At 50.1% G+C, this 14853-nt stretch carries 16 protein-coding genes; 3 read left to right on the forward strand and 13 right to left on the reverse strand.

Annotated features, from left to right (window positions below; translation table 11 throughout):
• The first annotated feature begins 415 nt into the window (after nt 1-415).
• Nucleotides 416-1702: a citrate synthase gene (locus A0G03_RS07410; protein WP_048259322.1), complete on the forward strand. Its 1287-nt coding sequence runs from the start codon at nt 416-418 to the stop codon at nt 1700-1702.
• Nucleotides 1703-1906: 204 nt separating this feature from the next.
• Here A0G03_RS07410 and A0G03_RS07420 read toward each other — a convergent pair whose 3' ends face one another.
• The 13 genes from A0G03_RS07420 to A0G03_RS07475 form a co-directional block, all read right to left on the reverse strand.
• Entirely contained in the window at nt 1907-2158 is a 252-nt protein-coding gene (locus A0G03_RS07420; protein WP_048259321.1) for a hypothetical protein, read from the reverse strand.
• Between the two features lie 4 nt (nt 2159-2162).
• Nucleotides 2163-3173, reverse strand: coding sequence for a virulence RhuM family protein (locus tag A0G03_RS07425; RefSeq protein WP_048259320.1), 1011 nt, complete (start codon nt 3171-3173; stop codon nt 2163-2165).
• Nucleotides 3166-5019, reverse strand: coding sequence for a DUF262 domain-containing protein (locus A0G03_RS07430; protein WP_048259319.1), 1854 nt, complete (start codon nt 5017-5019; stop codon nt 3166-3168). The genes A0G03_RS07425 and A0G03_RS07430 overlap by 8 nt, the downstream gene beginning before the upstream one ends.
• 2 nt (nt 5020-5021) lie before the next feature.
• Entirely contained in the window at nt 5022-5231 is a 210-nt protein-coding gene (locus A0G03_RS21910) for a type I restriction-modification system subunit M N-terminal domain-containing protein (protein ID WP_048259318.1), read from the reverse strand.
• 74 nt (nt 5232-5305) lie between these two features.
• Nucleotides 5306-5392: a hypothetical protein gene (locus A0G03_RS22100; RefSeq protein WP_425273338.1), complete on the reverse strand. Its 87-nt coding sequence runs from the start codon at nt 5390-5392 to the stop codon at nt 5306-5308.
• A 151-nt stretch (nt 5393-5543) separates the two neighbouring features.
• Nucleotides 5544-6335, reverse strand: a complete 792-nt coding sequence (gene nei / locus A0G03_RS07440; RefSeq protein WP_048259317.1) for an endonuclease VIII — start codon at nt 6333-6335, stop codon at nt 5544-5546.
• Between the two features lie 52 nt (nt 6336-6387).
• Nucleotides 6388-7035 carry a pyroglutamyl-peptidase I gene (pcp, locus tag A0G03_RS07445; protein ID WP_048259316.1) on the reverse strand — a complete coding sequence of 216 codons (648 nt, stop codon included), beginning with the start codon at nt 7033-7035 and terminating at the stop codon, nt 6388-6390.
• 29 nt (nt 7036-7064) lie between these two features.
• Nucleotides 7065-7802 carry a 5-oxoprolinase subunit PxpA gene (gene pxpA, locus A0G03_RS07450; RefSeq protein ID WP_048259315.1) on the reverse strand — a complete coding sequence of 246 codons (738 nt, stop codon included), beginning with the start codon at nt 7800-7802 and terminating at the stop codon, nt 7065-7067.
• Entirely contained in the window at nt 7792-8736 is a 945-nt protein-coding gene (gene pxpC, locus A0G03_RS07455; RefSeq protein ID WP_048259314.1) for a 5-oxoprolinase subunit PxpC, read from the reverse strand. The genes pxpA and pxpC overlap by 11 nt, the downstream gene beginning before the upstream one ends.
• The gene (pxpB, locus tag A0G03_RS07460) at nt 8730-9386 is read right to left on the reverse strand and encodes a 5-oxoprolinase subunit PxpB (RefSeq protein WP_072062007.1); all 657 of its coding nucleotides are present in this window, start codon (nt 9384-9386) and stop codon (nt 8730-8732) included. Before pxpB ends, pxpC begins: the two co-directional genes overlap by 7 nt.
• Before the next feature lie 156 nt (nt 9387-9542).
• Nucleotides 9543-10286 carry a type 2 GTP cyclohydrolase I gene (locus A0G03_RS07465; protein WP_048259313.1) on the reverse strand — a complete coding sequence of 248 codons (744 nt, stop codon included), beginning with the start codon at nt 10284-10286 and terminating at the stop codon, nt 9543-9545.
• The gene (gene phrB / locus A0G03_RS07470) at nt 10279-11772 is read right to left on the reverse strand and encodes a deoxyribodipyrimidine photo-lyase (protein WP_048259312.1); all 1494 of its coding nucleotides are present in this window, start codon (nt 11770-11772) and stop codon (nt 10279-10281) included. The genes A0G03_RS07465 and phrB overlap by 8 nt, the downstream gene beginning before the upstream one ends.
• 21 nt (nt 11773-11793) lie before the next feature.
• The gene (locus tag A0G03_RS07475; protein WP_048259311.1) at nt 11794-12753 is read right to left on the reverse strand and encodes a YbgA family protein; all 960 of its coding nucleotides are present in this window, start codon (nt 12751-12753) and stop codon (nt 11794-11796) included.
• A 408-nt stretch (nt 12754-13161) separates the two neighbouring features.
• Here A0G03_RS07475 and A0G03_RS07480 point away from each other — a divergent pair, with 408 nt between their 5' ends.
• Nucleotides 13162-13854 (forward strand): ABC transporter ATP-binding protein, encoded by a 693-nt coding sequence (locus tag A0G03_RS07480; RefSeq protein WP_048259310.1) that lies wholly within the window; start codon nt 13162-13164, stop codon nt 13852-13854.
• A gap of 17 nt (nt 13855-13871) precedes the next feature.
• Nucleotides 13872-14852: an ABC transporter substrate-binding protein gene (locus A0G03_RS07485; RefSeq protein WP_048259309.1), complete on the forward strand. Its 981-nt coding sequence runs from the start codon at nt 13872-13874 to the stop codon at nt 14850-14852.
• Nucleotide 14853: the final 1 nt, after the last annotated feature.

The following is a 14853-nucleotide window of genomic DNA, read 5'->3' on the forward strand; positions in this document are numbered from 1 at the left end:
TGCCCCGAACAGTGATTTAGATCACGAATTTCACAATTTATATAAAATTAATTATCTGATTTGACAAAAGTTCAACATTTCAATTACAAATAGGGGATTGAATTTCTTATGATGTGTTAAAGCACGACGGCGACACTTCCACACTGACCTAACTTATGTAACAGTGAAGAGAGTCCACGTAAAAGTCATAGGTAATGACTACAATCTATTCAGAGCATGGTTAATTGCCTGAAGATCGCTAATTACCTGGAGAACGAATTTTTCATCCTGAATGCGGCTATCCGCCTTACTCTGTATCCTATTTGACGACTGTGTCACAACAGAGTTTCACTGGTCATTTTTCGTCCGGTGCGCAGGCATGACGGTATTTCTTCAGTGAAAATTTTTAAAATTAAAAGCGCTAAGGAGACTGTAAATGGCTGATAAAAAAGCAACACTTACCCTAGAAGGTAAAGAACCGATTGAGCTAAATGTCCTATCTGGTACGCTAGGATATGATGAGATTGATATTCGTCCCCTCGGTTCCAAAGGTTACTTCACATTTGACCCCGGCTTTACCTCTACCGCATCTTGCGAATCCAAGATTACTTATATTGACGGTGACGAAGGCATTCTGCTGCACCGTGGCTTCCCAATTGCCCAACTGGCTGAAAAATCTAATTATCTTGAAGTGTGTTACATTCTGCTGTTCGGCGAAACCCCGACCGTAGAACAGTATGAAACCTTCAAGACGACCGTTACTCGTCACACCATGATCCATGAGCAGATTACTCGTCTGTTCCACGGTTTCCGTCGCGACTCACACCCAATGGCGGTTCTGTGCGGTGTTACCGGTGCACTGGCGGCGTTCTACCACGATTCACTGGACATCAACATTGAGCGCCACCGCGAAATCGCGGCCTATCGCCTGCTGTCCAAAATGCCGACCGTTGCGGCAATGTGCTACAAATACTCACTGGGCCAGCCGTTTGTTTATCCGAAAAACAACCTGTCCTATGCGGGTAATTTCCTGCACATGATGTTCTCCACACCTTGTGAAGAATATGTTGTGAATCCGGTGCTGGAACGTGCGATGGACCGTATTCTGATCCTGCATGCCGATCACGAACAAAACGCCTCGACGTCTACCGTACGTACTGCTGGTTCGTCTGGTGCAAACCCGTTTGCCTGTATCGCCGCGGGGATCGCCTCGCTGTGGGGACCGGCGCACGGCGGCGCGAACGAGGCCTGTCTGCGTATGTTGGAAGAAATCAGCAGCGTAGAACACATCCCAGCGTTTATCGAACGTGCAAAAGACAAGAACGACTCTTTCCGCCTGATGGGCTTCGGTCACCGTGTGTACAAAAACCACGATCCACGCGCCACAGTGATGCGTGAAACCTGCCATGAAGTGCTGAAAGAACTGGGCAGAAAAGACGACCTGCTGGAAGTGGCGATGGAGCTGGAACATATCGCGCTGAACGACCCGTACTTCATTGAGAAGAAACTGTACCCGAATGTGGACTTCTACTCCGGTATCATCCTGAAAGCGATGGGGATTCCGTCGTCCATGTTTACCGTTATCTTCGCGATGGCGCGTACCGTAGGTTGGATTGCGCATTGGAGCGAAATGCACGACGACGGCATCAAAATTGCCCGTCCACGTCAGCTGTACACCGGCTACGACAAACGTGACTTCTCGTCTAATCTGAAACACGATTAATTCATTCAGTACGCATCAAAAAGGCCGGATTTTCCGGCCTTTGTTTTTATCCCATACTAGTTAGATCTACACTTCGTTAGATTTACCCAGCCCTTTCATCAATACATCAAACATCAGTCCAGCAAAGCGTTTCGCTATTGCTCATTCGACAGAAGTTTCATCGCCATCTCATTATGTACGTCCATACTCTCAATAATGGCGTTGTTAATTGACTCTGGGAATTGACCGAGCATCGCTTGTTCTTTGGTGTTGCTGCGAAGTTGCAGGGAAATGTTGTGCCAACTTTTTCCATTGCTCAGGCTGTGAAACGTTCACAAAAACGATCACATTATCGGGGTAAAGAGCTAGCTCTTTGTTGCATTTGTTAGACTCGCCTAACAACCAACCGTGAGACTGCATTTGGTTCAGAATATCGTTTTGAAATTGCTGCTCTCTAACTGATTTATCAGATGTCATAAGCTTATTTCTTTTGTTCTAATTTTTTAAGCGCCACGGCCAAATCACGGTCTACTTGGGTTGGGTTTGCATCGATCACACGCCTAAACTTATCGTACTCTTGCTTGGCTTTCTGTTTCGCTTGTTCGGCAGAGATTTTCCCAGCGTGTATTAATATATTAAAATCACTCAGTTTTAGAAAATCATCAAGCTTTGCTGCCCAATCCACCATTTTCATCAGCTTGCCTTGTCTTGCTTGTAGTTCAGCAAATTCAAGGTAGGCGTTAACTAAGCGGTTTAACGTATCTAATTCTTTTTCAGAGAGATAATTTTTTGCCGTAACGACTTCCTTGCGGGTCGGTTCTGTTCCTTTATAACTGGTCAACCCCATATGAGGCTTATCGCCATCCGCACGTTTAAATATCAATTCAGCAGCGGTATGGCCGTGTGCTGCCCAATGCATTTTGTTTTGCACCTGAGCGAAAAACTGCATGCTGGTTTGAGCGTTGCCATCATAATCAATGCTGGTTGCATAAATATCACACACTTTACGCCAGAAGATTTTTTCTGATGAACGAATGTCACGAATACGGTGAAGCAACTCATCAAAATACTGACTGTTATCAGGATTTTTTAAGCGCTCATCATCCATCACGAAGCCTTTGGTCAAATACTCCTGTAGTGTCCGAGTTGCCCATTGACGAAATTGTGTTCCTTGCTGAGAACGGACTCGATAACCCACGGCTAAAATCGCTTCAAGATTGTAGTGAGCAACGTCTCGGCTCACTTGGCGACTCCCTTCCTGACGAACTATTCGGAAATTCCTAATGGTTGAATTTTGTCCAAGTTCACCTTCAGCATAAATATGCTTCAAGTGTTCATTAATCGTTGGGACACTTTTTTGATAAAGTTCGGCAATTAGCTGTTGTGTCAGCCATAAGTTGTCAGACTCAAATAAACACTCAACGTTTGCTTGACCATCAGCACTTTGAAACAGGATAAATTGGCCTTGTGAATTTTGAGAAATATCAGTCATTAATACCCTCCTCCAAGCACCATATTTGCTCTGCTATCTGGCGATACAAACCACATCGCTCTTTGATATCAGCCGTTTTCATTTCTGGGTGAGCTTTAAACACTAGTCCATTGCAAGATGAAAGCTTATTGAAGTTCGGGTTGTTCTCATAGGTCAGCGGATGCAAAGACTTCACCAGCAAGTTTTCTTTAATGTAGTGAGGGAGCTTATCTACATAAGGTTTATCGCTGTATGATTGATTTGTACCTCGTTGTAGCAGTACCAGCCCTCCAATACTATCGCGAGTATCGTAAAAATCATTTTGTTGCTCGAACTCGTCTTTATGGTTTTCAAAGTTGTTTGCCCATAAATGCTCAATCTCAAAAGGCTTGCCATTGGCAGCGTGAAAGTAAGTAGCAAAGTCGGTGTTTGCACCCGCTAAACCATCTACATAACCCGATAGGCGTGAAAGTAAGTATTTAACGAAACGGCCATTTTGACCATGTAGACGGAACCACTCAAAGCCATTCCACTGTTCATCCATTTCGTCTAGCTTTTTATCGAAAATGGCAAGTAACTCGCTGTAATCTTTGTTACGTATTTCTTTAACCAAGTTGTACATAGTGTAGCGAATTGAGCTAGCGGAAAAGTTTCGGAAGTTGATGGATCGACGAACACAGAAAATATCAATATACTTCGCCACAAGGTTCATTTTTTTATTTGCTAAATAAACGGAATCTGTTGTTTTTAGTGGCGCAAGCATCAGAGGGTAGCTCAGAGAGGTTGCGATACCCCACTGGTAGATGTAATGAATTGAGTCGAGTTCAGGCGTAATTATTTCTTCTGCTTTACGAAGGCGTTTATACGCATTCACATAGTATTTGAACTCGGTATTGATGAAGGCATCAAATTCATTCTCACCCGCTTTAGCGAGGTTCATACGAGATAGATTATCTCTCACCCAGTTGTGGAAACGAGTACCAATTTTTTCAAAGTCTTCGTTGAATGAACCCGCTTTGCTCTGACGGATTGATTCGGCATACTTTGCTCTTAGCCAAGCCTGAATAAAACGCTGATCTTCTTCCTTATCGAAAACTTTGAGGTCAGTAATCGTTTGTTTCCAGAAATCATTGGACTGCTGTCGCTTTGCATCATTGCGATACTTTGATAATAAGAAGCCTTTTAACATTTCTGTTGGCGTTAAGTTTAAGCCTCTATCGTTCATTGTTTCAAAAATGGTGTAGGCATTTTCATCGCTGTACGCCACGATTTCGACTAGCACCACTAACTCTTTAAGCCAATCAAGAAACAGGGGTAATACATTCTCATCAATATGATCAACGGGAAATGCCTCGCAGATGTTTTGATAGCGAGCTACCATATTAATGGTAGAAGCATCTGCATCTTCAGTTGGGGAATATTCTCCTTGCTTAAATAATGCATCAAGGCACGCTGTTCGCTCCGGCACATCAATGTTGAATGACTTTTGCCCAAACTTTTCTGAAAAGATCATTCCAGAGATTGCTTCATTCAAGCCTATTTCTTTCTGTTTATTATTGAGATAGATAAGGAATAGTGTGAGTGAAGTTAAACGTTGTTGACCATCAATTATACTGCGCTTACCTGATTTTTCACTTAGGACAAATGGCCCTAAGTAGTAGCTGTTGTAATCTGCAACATCTTGGCGTTGGTGTTCTGGGGCATAGTTATCTAAAAACGCATTACACAGGTCAGTGACCAGTTGTTCGATGTGAGTTTGTTCCCAGCTATACTCACGCTGATAGTAATCAACAGTATATTTTTTGTTATCAAGCACTTCAAAAACAGATCGGTTATTGGCTTCTATTTTATTTTCTAAACGGCTCATCCCTAAACTCCTTGTGGTTGCCAATTCGGGTGAAGATCGGTGATCGCAAAGCGCTTCGCTACTTTGTAAAGCAGATCCGCTTCTTGCAGTTTGTCAATGGTGTTAAAGAAATCAAAGTGCTCGAAAATCTCACGAGCGTTGGGACTAAAAGATTGAATATAACTCTCTAGGTTGCTCGCTACGCCTGTTTCACCAAGGCGGTTCAAATCCATTTTTGAGGTATTGTAAAAGCTTCACTGCGCTGCGTGGGTGAGCAGTTTATCTTGCGCCTCAATCGGCATTGCTTTTACTGCTTCGTATTTTGCCAACACGTCTGGCTTGTGGCGTCAAGCATACACTCTAAACGTCTTAGAAGCGTGAAAGGGAGAATGATACGTCCGTATTGAGATTGCTTGAAATCACCACGGAGAGGTCAGCCACCGACCATAAAAATGCGGCTATTGAAGAAAAATTGTTGTTAGTCATTATAATCAGCACATTGAATATGAAAAATTGCGCTGATTATATCACTTCCCCACTTCCTTTTAACTCTGGCAGTGCGGGCACCAATAGAACGGGCGTGATGACAGCATCGTTCTTTCGATGGTTCCGCCGCAGCGCTCACAATTTTCCCCTTCACGATGGAAAACCTTGAACGAAAAAATTGCCCCATGATGTCGATTGTCATCCACGGTGCCGCGCGTGTTGTAGGACAACCGAGGAATATCCAGCAGCGCTCGACTCAACGTCTGCAACTGTTCCTCATTCAACTGCGAAGCCGTATGCTGCGGTGCCAGCTGTGCCTGCCACAGAATCTCAACGCGCAGATAATTCCCTAAGCCCGCAAGAAAAGCCTGATCCAGCAACAGCCCGCTGAACTGACGACGACGGAAACGCGGTAATAACAAACGCTCACACACCAGCTCTGGCGTCAGGGAAAGATCCAATACATCCGGCCCAATACGTTGCAGGAAAGGGTGCGTAGTCAGTGTCTCCCGTGTCAGCATTTCAATATCTGACGCGCTGTAGAGCAGAATGGCGCGATCCTGCGTCTCCAGCCGGATGCGTAAATCCCGCTTCGTTTCCGGCGATTCACCCGCATTCACGACTCGCCACACACCATATAGCTGATTATGACTATACAGCACCCGATCGTTGCTAAAATAGGTCAGCAGCGCCTTCCCGCGCGTTTCGATCTGCCTGACCTGCTGTCCGACTAATTCTGTTTCGTACGGTTTCAGCTCTGGAAACGCAAACCAGACGCGCGTCAGCGTTTCTCCCACGACGGCCTCAACCAGCTTATCGGCCGCTCGGCGAATTTCCGGCCCTTCCGGCATACTGGACTACTCCCTGAAAATCAGATGCTCTGCGACTGAGCGATTCGCTAAATTAATGTAATGCCCCGCCAGTGACCGCCACATCAACCTGCTGCACCAGCGATTGCTTAATCATCACTTCCAGCGCCGCCGTGACTAACGGTGTTGGCATGCTCGGTTCTCCGGGGTGTCGTGCAGCCTGTTCAGGTGAATACGGAATATGAACAAATCCGCCGCGAACCACATCACCCTGCTGATGTAACTGATGTAAAAGCCCGTACATTACGTGATTGCAGACAAACGTCCCTGCGGTTTGCGACACTGAGGCTGGAATTCCCGCTACGCGTAATGTCTGCACCAGCGCTTTCACCGGCAGCGTCGAGAAATATGCTGCTGGCCCTTTTTCCACCACAGGCGTATCAATCGGCTGGTTGCCTCGGTTATCCGCAATTCGGGCATCATTAATATTAATCGCCACGCGTTCGACAGAAATATCAGCACGGCCGCCCGCCTGCCCCACCGCGATCACCACTTCCGGCTGCCATTCGGCTATCGCACGATAAAGCTGCTCCAGTGACAGATCAAAGACGCAAGATAAACGGCAAGCAACCACTCGCGCACCGCCGACTTCTCGCTGATGGAGGTCTTTTACCGCTTCCCATGAGGGATTAATCGCTTCGCCCTCAAAAGGTTCAAATGCCGTGATCAAAACGGTTTTCATCTATTATCCCCGTCATACAAAAATAATGATTATGTCGCAGCAACCGCTATCTGGTGCTGGCTAAAGCAGTTACGTAACTTGCGAGCAAACAGCAGCGCGTGCTGCCCATCGCCGTGGATGCACACGGTATCCGCGTGTACGTTAACCCAAGAACCGTCAATCGCCCTAACCCGCTGACGTTGAATCATTTCCAGCGTTTGCGCCAACGCCAGTTCATCGCTATTAATCAGCGCCCCAGCCTGAGTACGCGGCACCAACGATCCGTCTGGCAAATAACAGCGATCGGCAAACACTTCCTGACGAGTTTCTAGCCCTAGTCGTTTTCCGGCATGAATCAACTCACTTCCCGCCAGCCCGACCAAACGCAACGCCGGATTAACGACCTTCACCGCCTTGGCTACCGCATCAGCCAACGCTGGATCGCTCGCGGCCTGATTGTAAAGCATACCGTGAGGCTTAACGTGGGACAGCGCCCCCCCTTCAGCAGCGACAATCGCGCTGAGCGCGCCAAGCTGATACACCACCTGCGCAAAGACAATTTCCGCAGGCACATTCATCGCCTTGCGGCCAAAATTTTCACGATCGGGAAAACTGGGGTGTGCACCAAGCGCGACGCCATAACCTATTCCCCAGCGTACCGACTGACGCATGGTTTGCGCGTCACCCGCGTGAAATCCACAGGCGATATTGGCAGAGGTCACCAACTTCAGCAGCGCTTCGTCATTCTCACCGCCCTCGCCCAGATCGGCATTCAGATCAATAGTCATGCAGCCTCCACGCCAGTTGTTCGAGGTAACGCCGCTGTTCGTCAGCAGCTTTTTGCGCCTGAGCCTGTGTACAGTGAATAAAATGTATGGGTTCACCGAGTCGAATTTGAGCCAGATGGAATAAGTCAGTTTCGATCACGCTCGCAATACGCGGGTACCCCCCCGTAGTCTGCGCATCTGCCAGCAGTACAATAGGGTGACCATTATGTGGAACCTGCACGACGCCCGGCAGCAGCCCATGTGAGGGTAGTTCGCGGGGTTTATTGCCTGACGATGTGGTGCGCTGTAGTTCAGCGCCCAGCAAACGGTAACCCATGCGGTTACTTTGCGGACTCAACTGCCAGGAGGTTCGCCAGAACAGCTCCTGCATCTCTTCGCTGAACTCCTGATACTCCGGCCCAGGCAATGCCCGCACGCGGTTGCTGAATAACAACTGCTTGATTCCGACTTCTCGTGTCAGTTCGCGAGTCGGGGTTCCCAGCGGAAGCGCATCGCCATCCATGAGTAAACGCCCGTCAAAACCACCAAATCCAGCTTTCAAATCGGTACTGCGCGAGCCGAGCGCTTCTGGCACATCCACACCGCCGGACAAGGCCAAATAGCTACGCATTCCGTTACGCGGCAGACGCATTTTCAACGTTTGCCCCGGTTTTGCCGCAAAACGCCAGCCAGTCCAGAGCGGCTTTCCATCCAGCTCAGCGTGGCAGTCCGCACCGGTCAGCGCCACCCAGCAGGCCGTGGTGAACGTTGCGGTAAACTTGCCCAGTGTAATTTCCAGTGCAGCGGCGTTCTCCGCGTTGCCCACCAGCAGGTTAGCCATTTGCAAGGCAGGTAGATCAAGCGCACCTGACTGGCTGATTCCCAAACGACGAAAGCCGACGCGACCACCGTCCTGCACTGATGTATGCAATCCGGCATGGATAACTTTCAGCATACGCCCTCCTTCTGTGGCAGAAACCGAACGTTATCTCCAGGGCGCAGCAGCGTTGGCGGCATCGTTTGCGGATTAAACAACTTCAATGAGGTGCGGCCGATCAGCTGCCAGCCACCCGGCGTTGCCAGCGGATAGATACCCGTCTGCGCGCCACCAATCCCGACCGATCCCGCAGGCACACGCAGGCGAGGTTCGGCACGACGCGGCATATGCAGTTTCTCATTTAACCCGCCGAGGTAGGCAAACCCCGGCTGAAAGCCCAAAAAGTAGACCACGTACTGTGCAGCCGCATGCGCTTCAACAACCTGGCTCACCGTCAGGCCACTGTGAACAGCAACCTCCGTCAAATCCGGCCCCGCCTCTCCGCCATAAATGACAGGAATGTCGATATATCGTGGATCAAACGCGAGCGATTCGCTTTCTTCCCACCAGCTCTGCAAACGTTCAATCGCATCCAACGCCACCTGTTGCGGATGCGCCAACAACACCGTCAGGTTGTTCATGCCCGGAATCGCCTCCAGCACCTCTTCATGGTGATTCAGGCGCTCAGCAAGTCCCCATATCCGCTGCTGGCTCTCCAGCGACATTGGCGGTTCCAGTTCTAGTACGACAGCTCTCTCGCCCAGAAGATAACACCGTGCTCGTTGCAATCTTTCCTCCTGAATCGCGTTTTATCCATCATGGTGAACAGGGTCAAATGATTAGCCTTGCTTACTGATACACTCTCTTCTCAATAGTTAAGCAACAACGATGCCAACATAAAAAATGCGCCATGATTTATGTGCTATACCGACACTTTCAGCCCATCAGGCTGGGTTAGGAATATCAATAAATGTCACATCGAAACCATGCTGCGCCGCTAGCCATTCACCCAATGCGCGAATGCCGCCGCGCTCGGTAGCGTGGTGTCCGGCTGCGAAGAAGTGCAGCCCCATCTCGCGAGCGATATGGATAGTTTGCTCAGACACTTCGCCAGTGATAAAAGCATCGACCCCGAATCGTGCGGCCTGCTCAATAAAACCCTGACCGCCGCCGGTACACCACGCTACGCGCCGTATCTGTTGCGGTGCATTATCCCCACAATGCAGCACAGTGCGCCCCAGCCGTTTTTCTACACGGCGGCAAAACGCCTCTGCTGTCATGGGCTGTGCCAGCTCGCCATACGGCACCAGCGGCTCGATCATGCCCTGCACCTGAATTTCCAGCAGCGCCGCCAGTTGGGCGTTGTTCCCTAATTCTGGGTGTGCGTCCAGCGGCAGGTGATAGCCGTACAGGTTGATATCATTAAGCAACAGCGTTTTCAGTCGGTTACGTTTCATACCACAAACAATCTGCGGTTCGTTTTTCCAAAAATAGCCGTGGTGAACCAGAATCGCATCGGCCTGCTTCTCTACCGCCGCATCCAGCAGCGCCTGCGAGGCGGTGACACCCGTCACAATACGTTTTACTTCGGCACGCCCCTCAACCTGTAAACCGTTAGGCGCGTAATCCTGAAACGCCGCCGTACTCAGTTTCTCATTAATGACGCTTTCCAGTTCCGTATTACGCATACTTATCCTTCTCTTCTCGATCGTTATTCGCCATGCCGATATTTTTTGCCGCTTCAAACGCCGCCAGAGTATCCTGGCGGGCGGTTTTATGGTCAACAATTGGCAGCGGATAGTTCAGCTTAAAATGTTGTTTGTCGGCCCAGCGGTGGGGCTGATGAATGTCTTTATCCGGCACCGCAGCCAGTTCGGGCAGCCAGTGACGAATAAACCGACCTTCGGGATCGAAACGCTCGCCCTGCGTTGTCGGATTAAAAATACGAAAATAAGGTGCCGCATCGGTACCCGTCGACGCCGCCCACTGCCAGCCGCCGTTATTCGCTGCCAAATCGCCATCCAGTAACTGCGACATAAAGTAGCGCTCGCCTTCACGCCAATCGATCAGTAAATCTTTGACGAGAAAACTGGCACAGATCATACGCAGTCGATTATGCATCCACCCCGTTTCATTCAGTTGACGCATCGCGGCATCTACAATTGGATAGCCCGTTTTGCCCTGTTGCCAGGCAGCTAAATCCGCTGGTGATTCCCGCCATTTAACCCACTGCGTCCACACGGTGAACGGACGGTGTTTACATAACTGCGGCCAGGAGACGATCAGGTGGCGGTAAAATTCACGCCAGACTAACTCGTTAAACCAGGTAAATGCCCCGCCCTCACGCCGTTCCAGCAGCTCCGGGCATTCGGTACGCAGGCGGTTAAAACATTGGCGAGGCGATACGATTCCAAGCGCCAAATACGGAGACAATTTGCTGGTGCCGGGCAGCGCCGGAAAATCTCGCTGTTGATCGTAATCCTGCACCTGCTCGCGGCAAAAACGGCGCAACTGCTGCAACGCCGCACGTTCACCGCTGGGAAAATCGTTGCTATCCACTTCGCGCTGCGGATAGCTGAACGGCGTCATTGCCTGCACGTTATTTATCGGCTCGCCGCGTGTATCAGGTGCCGGTACGCACGTGGTATCCGCTTCCAACAGGCGCTTGATAAAGGCTTGGCGAAATGGCGTGAACACTTTATACATCTCGCCATTGCCCGTCAGCACGCTACCCGGCGGCAGCAACAGGCTGTCATGATAGCCGTGACAAACCACGCTATCGGCCAGCCGATCTTTCACCTGCTTATCACGCAGGCGCTCGTTAATTTCATACTGATGGTTGTAGAAAAGATCGGTGGCCTGCTGCTGTGCACAAAACTGCACCAGCCAGTCAACCGATGCCGCAAAATCATCACATTCATGGTAATGCAGCGGGATGCCTTTCTCGGCCAGCGCGTGCTGCACCAGCGTCAGATTTTCTAGCAGAAAGGCCGCCTGACGCGGTGCCATATCGTGCTTTTTCCACTGTGCGGGCGTCGCAATAAATACCGCCAGCACAGTCGCATTCGGATCCTGACAGGCCGAGTACAGCGCCAGATTATCAGTAATGCGCAGGTCATTGCGCAGCCAGACTACATGTGTAACGGCATGATGTGTAACGGCATGCGTGGTCATGAAATTCCTCGGGCGATCAAACTAGTGTCCGTAACGCAGGCGCAATGCTTCCGGGTATGGCTCAAAGTAACGTTGCTGAGCCAGATACGCATCGGGGTATTCCGCCATGTAATGTTTTAGCAACGTGATCGGTGCCAATAGCGGCTGCAAGCCCTGCCGATAGCGATCGATGAGCAGAGCCAATTCCTGTCGCTGTTGAGAATTCAACTGACGTCTGAAGTAGCCCTGCACATGCATCAGCACATTGGTATGATTGCGCCGCGTCGCTGGCGTCGACAACAGCTTCATCAGCCGCGTCCGATATTCAACAATGTAGTCTTCCAGCGATTCCCACTTATCGATCCCCGCAACAAACGGCCCCAGCTCACGATATTCTGGCTGGGAATGCGCCAGCAGCAGTAATTTATAGCGGCTATGAAAGGCAATAAGCGCGCCACGGCTCAGCCCGTTTTTCCATAGCTGATTCAGTTCGTGCAGCGCATAAACGCGTTCAATGAAATTTTCCCGCAAGCCGGGATCGTGCAGGCGTCCGTCTTCTTCAACCGGTAGCCAAGGCATTTGCCGCATCAACTCCTGCGTAAACAGGCCGATTCCACTTTTACGCGCATCCTTTTGCGCTTCATCGTAAACTTTCACGCGCTCCATGCCACAGCTTGGCGATTTAGCGCAGACGATATACCCGCATAAATGCTGAAGCTGACTGACTTTGTCAGCAGAAAACACCGTCATCTGCTGGGTGACATCCAGCGATGAGCCGTTGCTGGCACGTAGTGTGATGTGGTTTTCCCCCTCTCGCACTAGCCTGAGTGCAAGACGCGGTACGGGTAAACCAATCGCCATTTCCGGGCAAACGGGTTCAAAACGAAAATAAGGCGCCAGCTGTTCAGCGGCAAACGTCAGACGCTTGTGTCCGCCATCAAACCGCACGGGGTTGCCGAGCAGACAGGCGCTGATACCAATAGGGATGAGTTCGAACGTCATGATTTATCCTCACGCTTGTCAATGTGGCTTGCCTTGATGACATTCTGCAAACCCTCTGATCAGCATAGCGGATTTCACCACGATTCTGTGTAGTTGCAGTGAAGAATAAAGTAATAAATCATGAGATTGATGGATTATGTCGATCAAATAGGGACGAGTTCTCTGCGGCCAGAATTCATATCAGAAAGACACACTGCTACTCTATTTTTATCTGTCATCAAATAGCCTTATTCCCCGACTACAATCCCCATTCCGATATAGAGTCCCAAAGAGGATACCCCATGTTTTTTCCCCTGCTTTACTGGCGGGACGCTTTGCTATGCCTTTTAAACTGGCAGCCCAAAAGCGCTCGTCTGCTCCATCGATATCACAATGGATATCGCCTCCCGTTATTGCACGGAGGTGATGATGACCACGGCTGAACTCGCCACGCCCACCGCGATTGCGATCGACAGATTATCCCACGCTTTCGCAGGAAAAACGGTTCTCGACTCTATCAGCCTCAATGTGCCGAAAGGCACCATTCTGGCCTTGTTGGGGCCTTCCGGCTGCGGCAAAAGTACGTTGCTAAAGTTGCTAGCTGGGTTGCTACAGCCAGATGCAGGCACCATCCATTTTGGCGATCGTCAGGTTGCTGGTCACCAGCTATCCCTACCGCCTGAACAGCGCAATCTTGGCATGGTATTTCAGGACTACGCCCTATGGCCACATATGACCGTGGCACAAAACGTCGTGTTCCCGCTGCTGATGAGGAAGGTCCCACGCGATATCTGCCGCCAACGGCTTGACGTCACGCTAGCGCGCGTCGGTCTGGCCGATTTTGCCGATCGTAAACCTGCCGATTTATCCGGTGGTCAGCAACAGCGAGTCGCTCTGGCTCGCGCCATTATCGCGGAACCAAACATCCTGCTATTTGATGAACCGTTATCCAATCTCGACCGGGATCTACGTGAATCGCTTTGTCAGGAAATGGCATCACTCTTACGCCATCTTGGTACCACCGCGGTCTATGTCACCCACGACAGAGGCGAAGCCAACATACTGGCACACCGCATTGTTCACATGTCGCAAGGCCACATTACTGATATCACCACACGCTAACTTTGGGGAAAAATGCAATGAAAAACACACTGTTTACCATGAATCAACGAGGCATCATTATGGGTATAGCTCTCTCATTAGCCGCGGTGACAGGCAGCGCACATGCCCTGACGCTGTATACCGCTGGACCGGGAGCACTGGCAAAGAAACTGGCAGCCGGTTATGAAAAACAGACTGGCGTGAAAGTCGATGTTTTTCAGGCAACAACCGGTAAAGTCATGGCCAGACTGGAAGCCGAACAAGCCAATCCACGTGCAGATGTCCTGATTTCTGCCTCTTGGGATACCGCAACAGATTTGCAGCAACGCGGTTGGCTGTTGGAATTTGATAGCCCGAATGCGGCCACCGTGCCTGCACAGTTCAAAACCCCTTTCTACGTGGCACAGGGCATTTCCGCGCTGGGCATTGTGTGGAATAGCAAGAGTGGTACCCCAGAACCTAAAGACTGGAACGACCTGACCAAGCCTGAATTTAAAGATAAAGTCACGACACCCGATCCTGCGCTGTCCGGCGCTTCGCTCGATCTGTTGATTGGTTTGCAAAATGCGGAAAAAGATAAAGCGTGGGAGATGTTCGATCGCTTAAAAGCCAACGGCATGATCATCGCAGGCCCGAATGCACAGGCATTAACGCCCGTGTTGCAGGGCGCGAAAGCCGCCGTTTTCGGTGCGGTAGACTACGTTTCTTACGGCAGCATGGAATCCGGTGAATCAATTAAAGTCATTTTCCCCTCCAGCGGCACCGTCATTGCCCCTCGCCCAATGATGATCCTGAAAAGCAGCAAAAACCAACAGCAGGCAAAAGACTTCATCAACTACATGTTGTCGCCTGAAGGCCAGAAAGCCGTGGCGGAAGCCTGGTTGATGCCAGCGCGTCAGGATATTGAAGCCAAGCGCCCTCTGTTTAAGAACCTGACGTTACTGCCGGAAGGCGATAGCGCTTCAGCTTCCCGTGCAGCCGTTCTCGATCGCTTTGCCGCCTTGTTTGGTCAACGCTAAG

It is taken from the genome of Pectobacterium peruviense, from assembly GCF_002847345.1.
In the GTDB taxonomy this organism is placed as follows: Bacteria; Pseudomonadota; Gammaproteobacteria; order Enterobacterales; family Enterobacteriaceae; genus Pectobacterium; species Pectobacterium peruviense.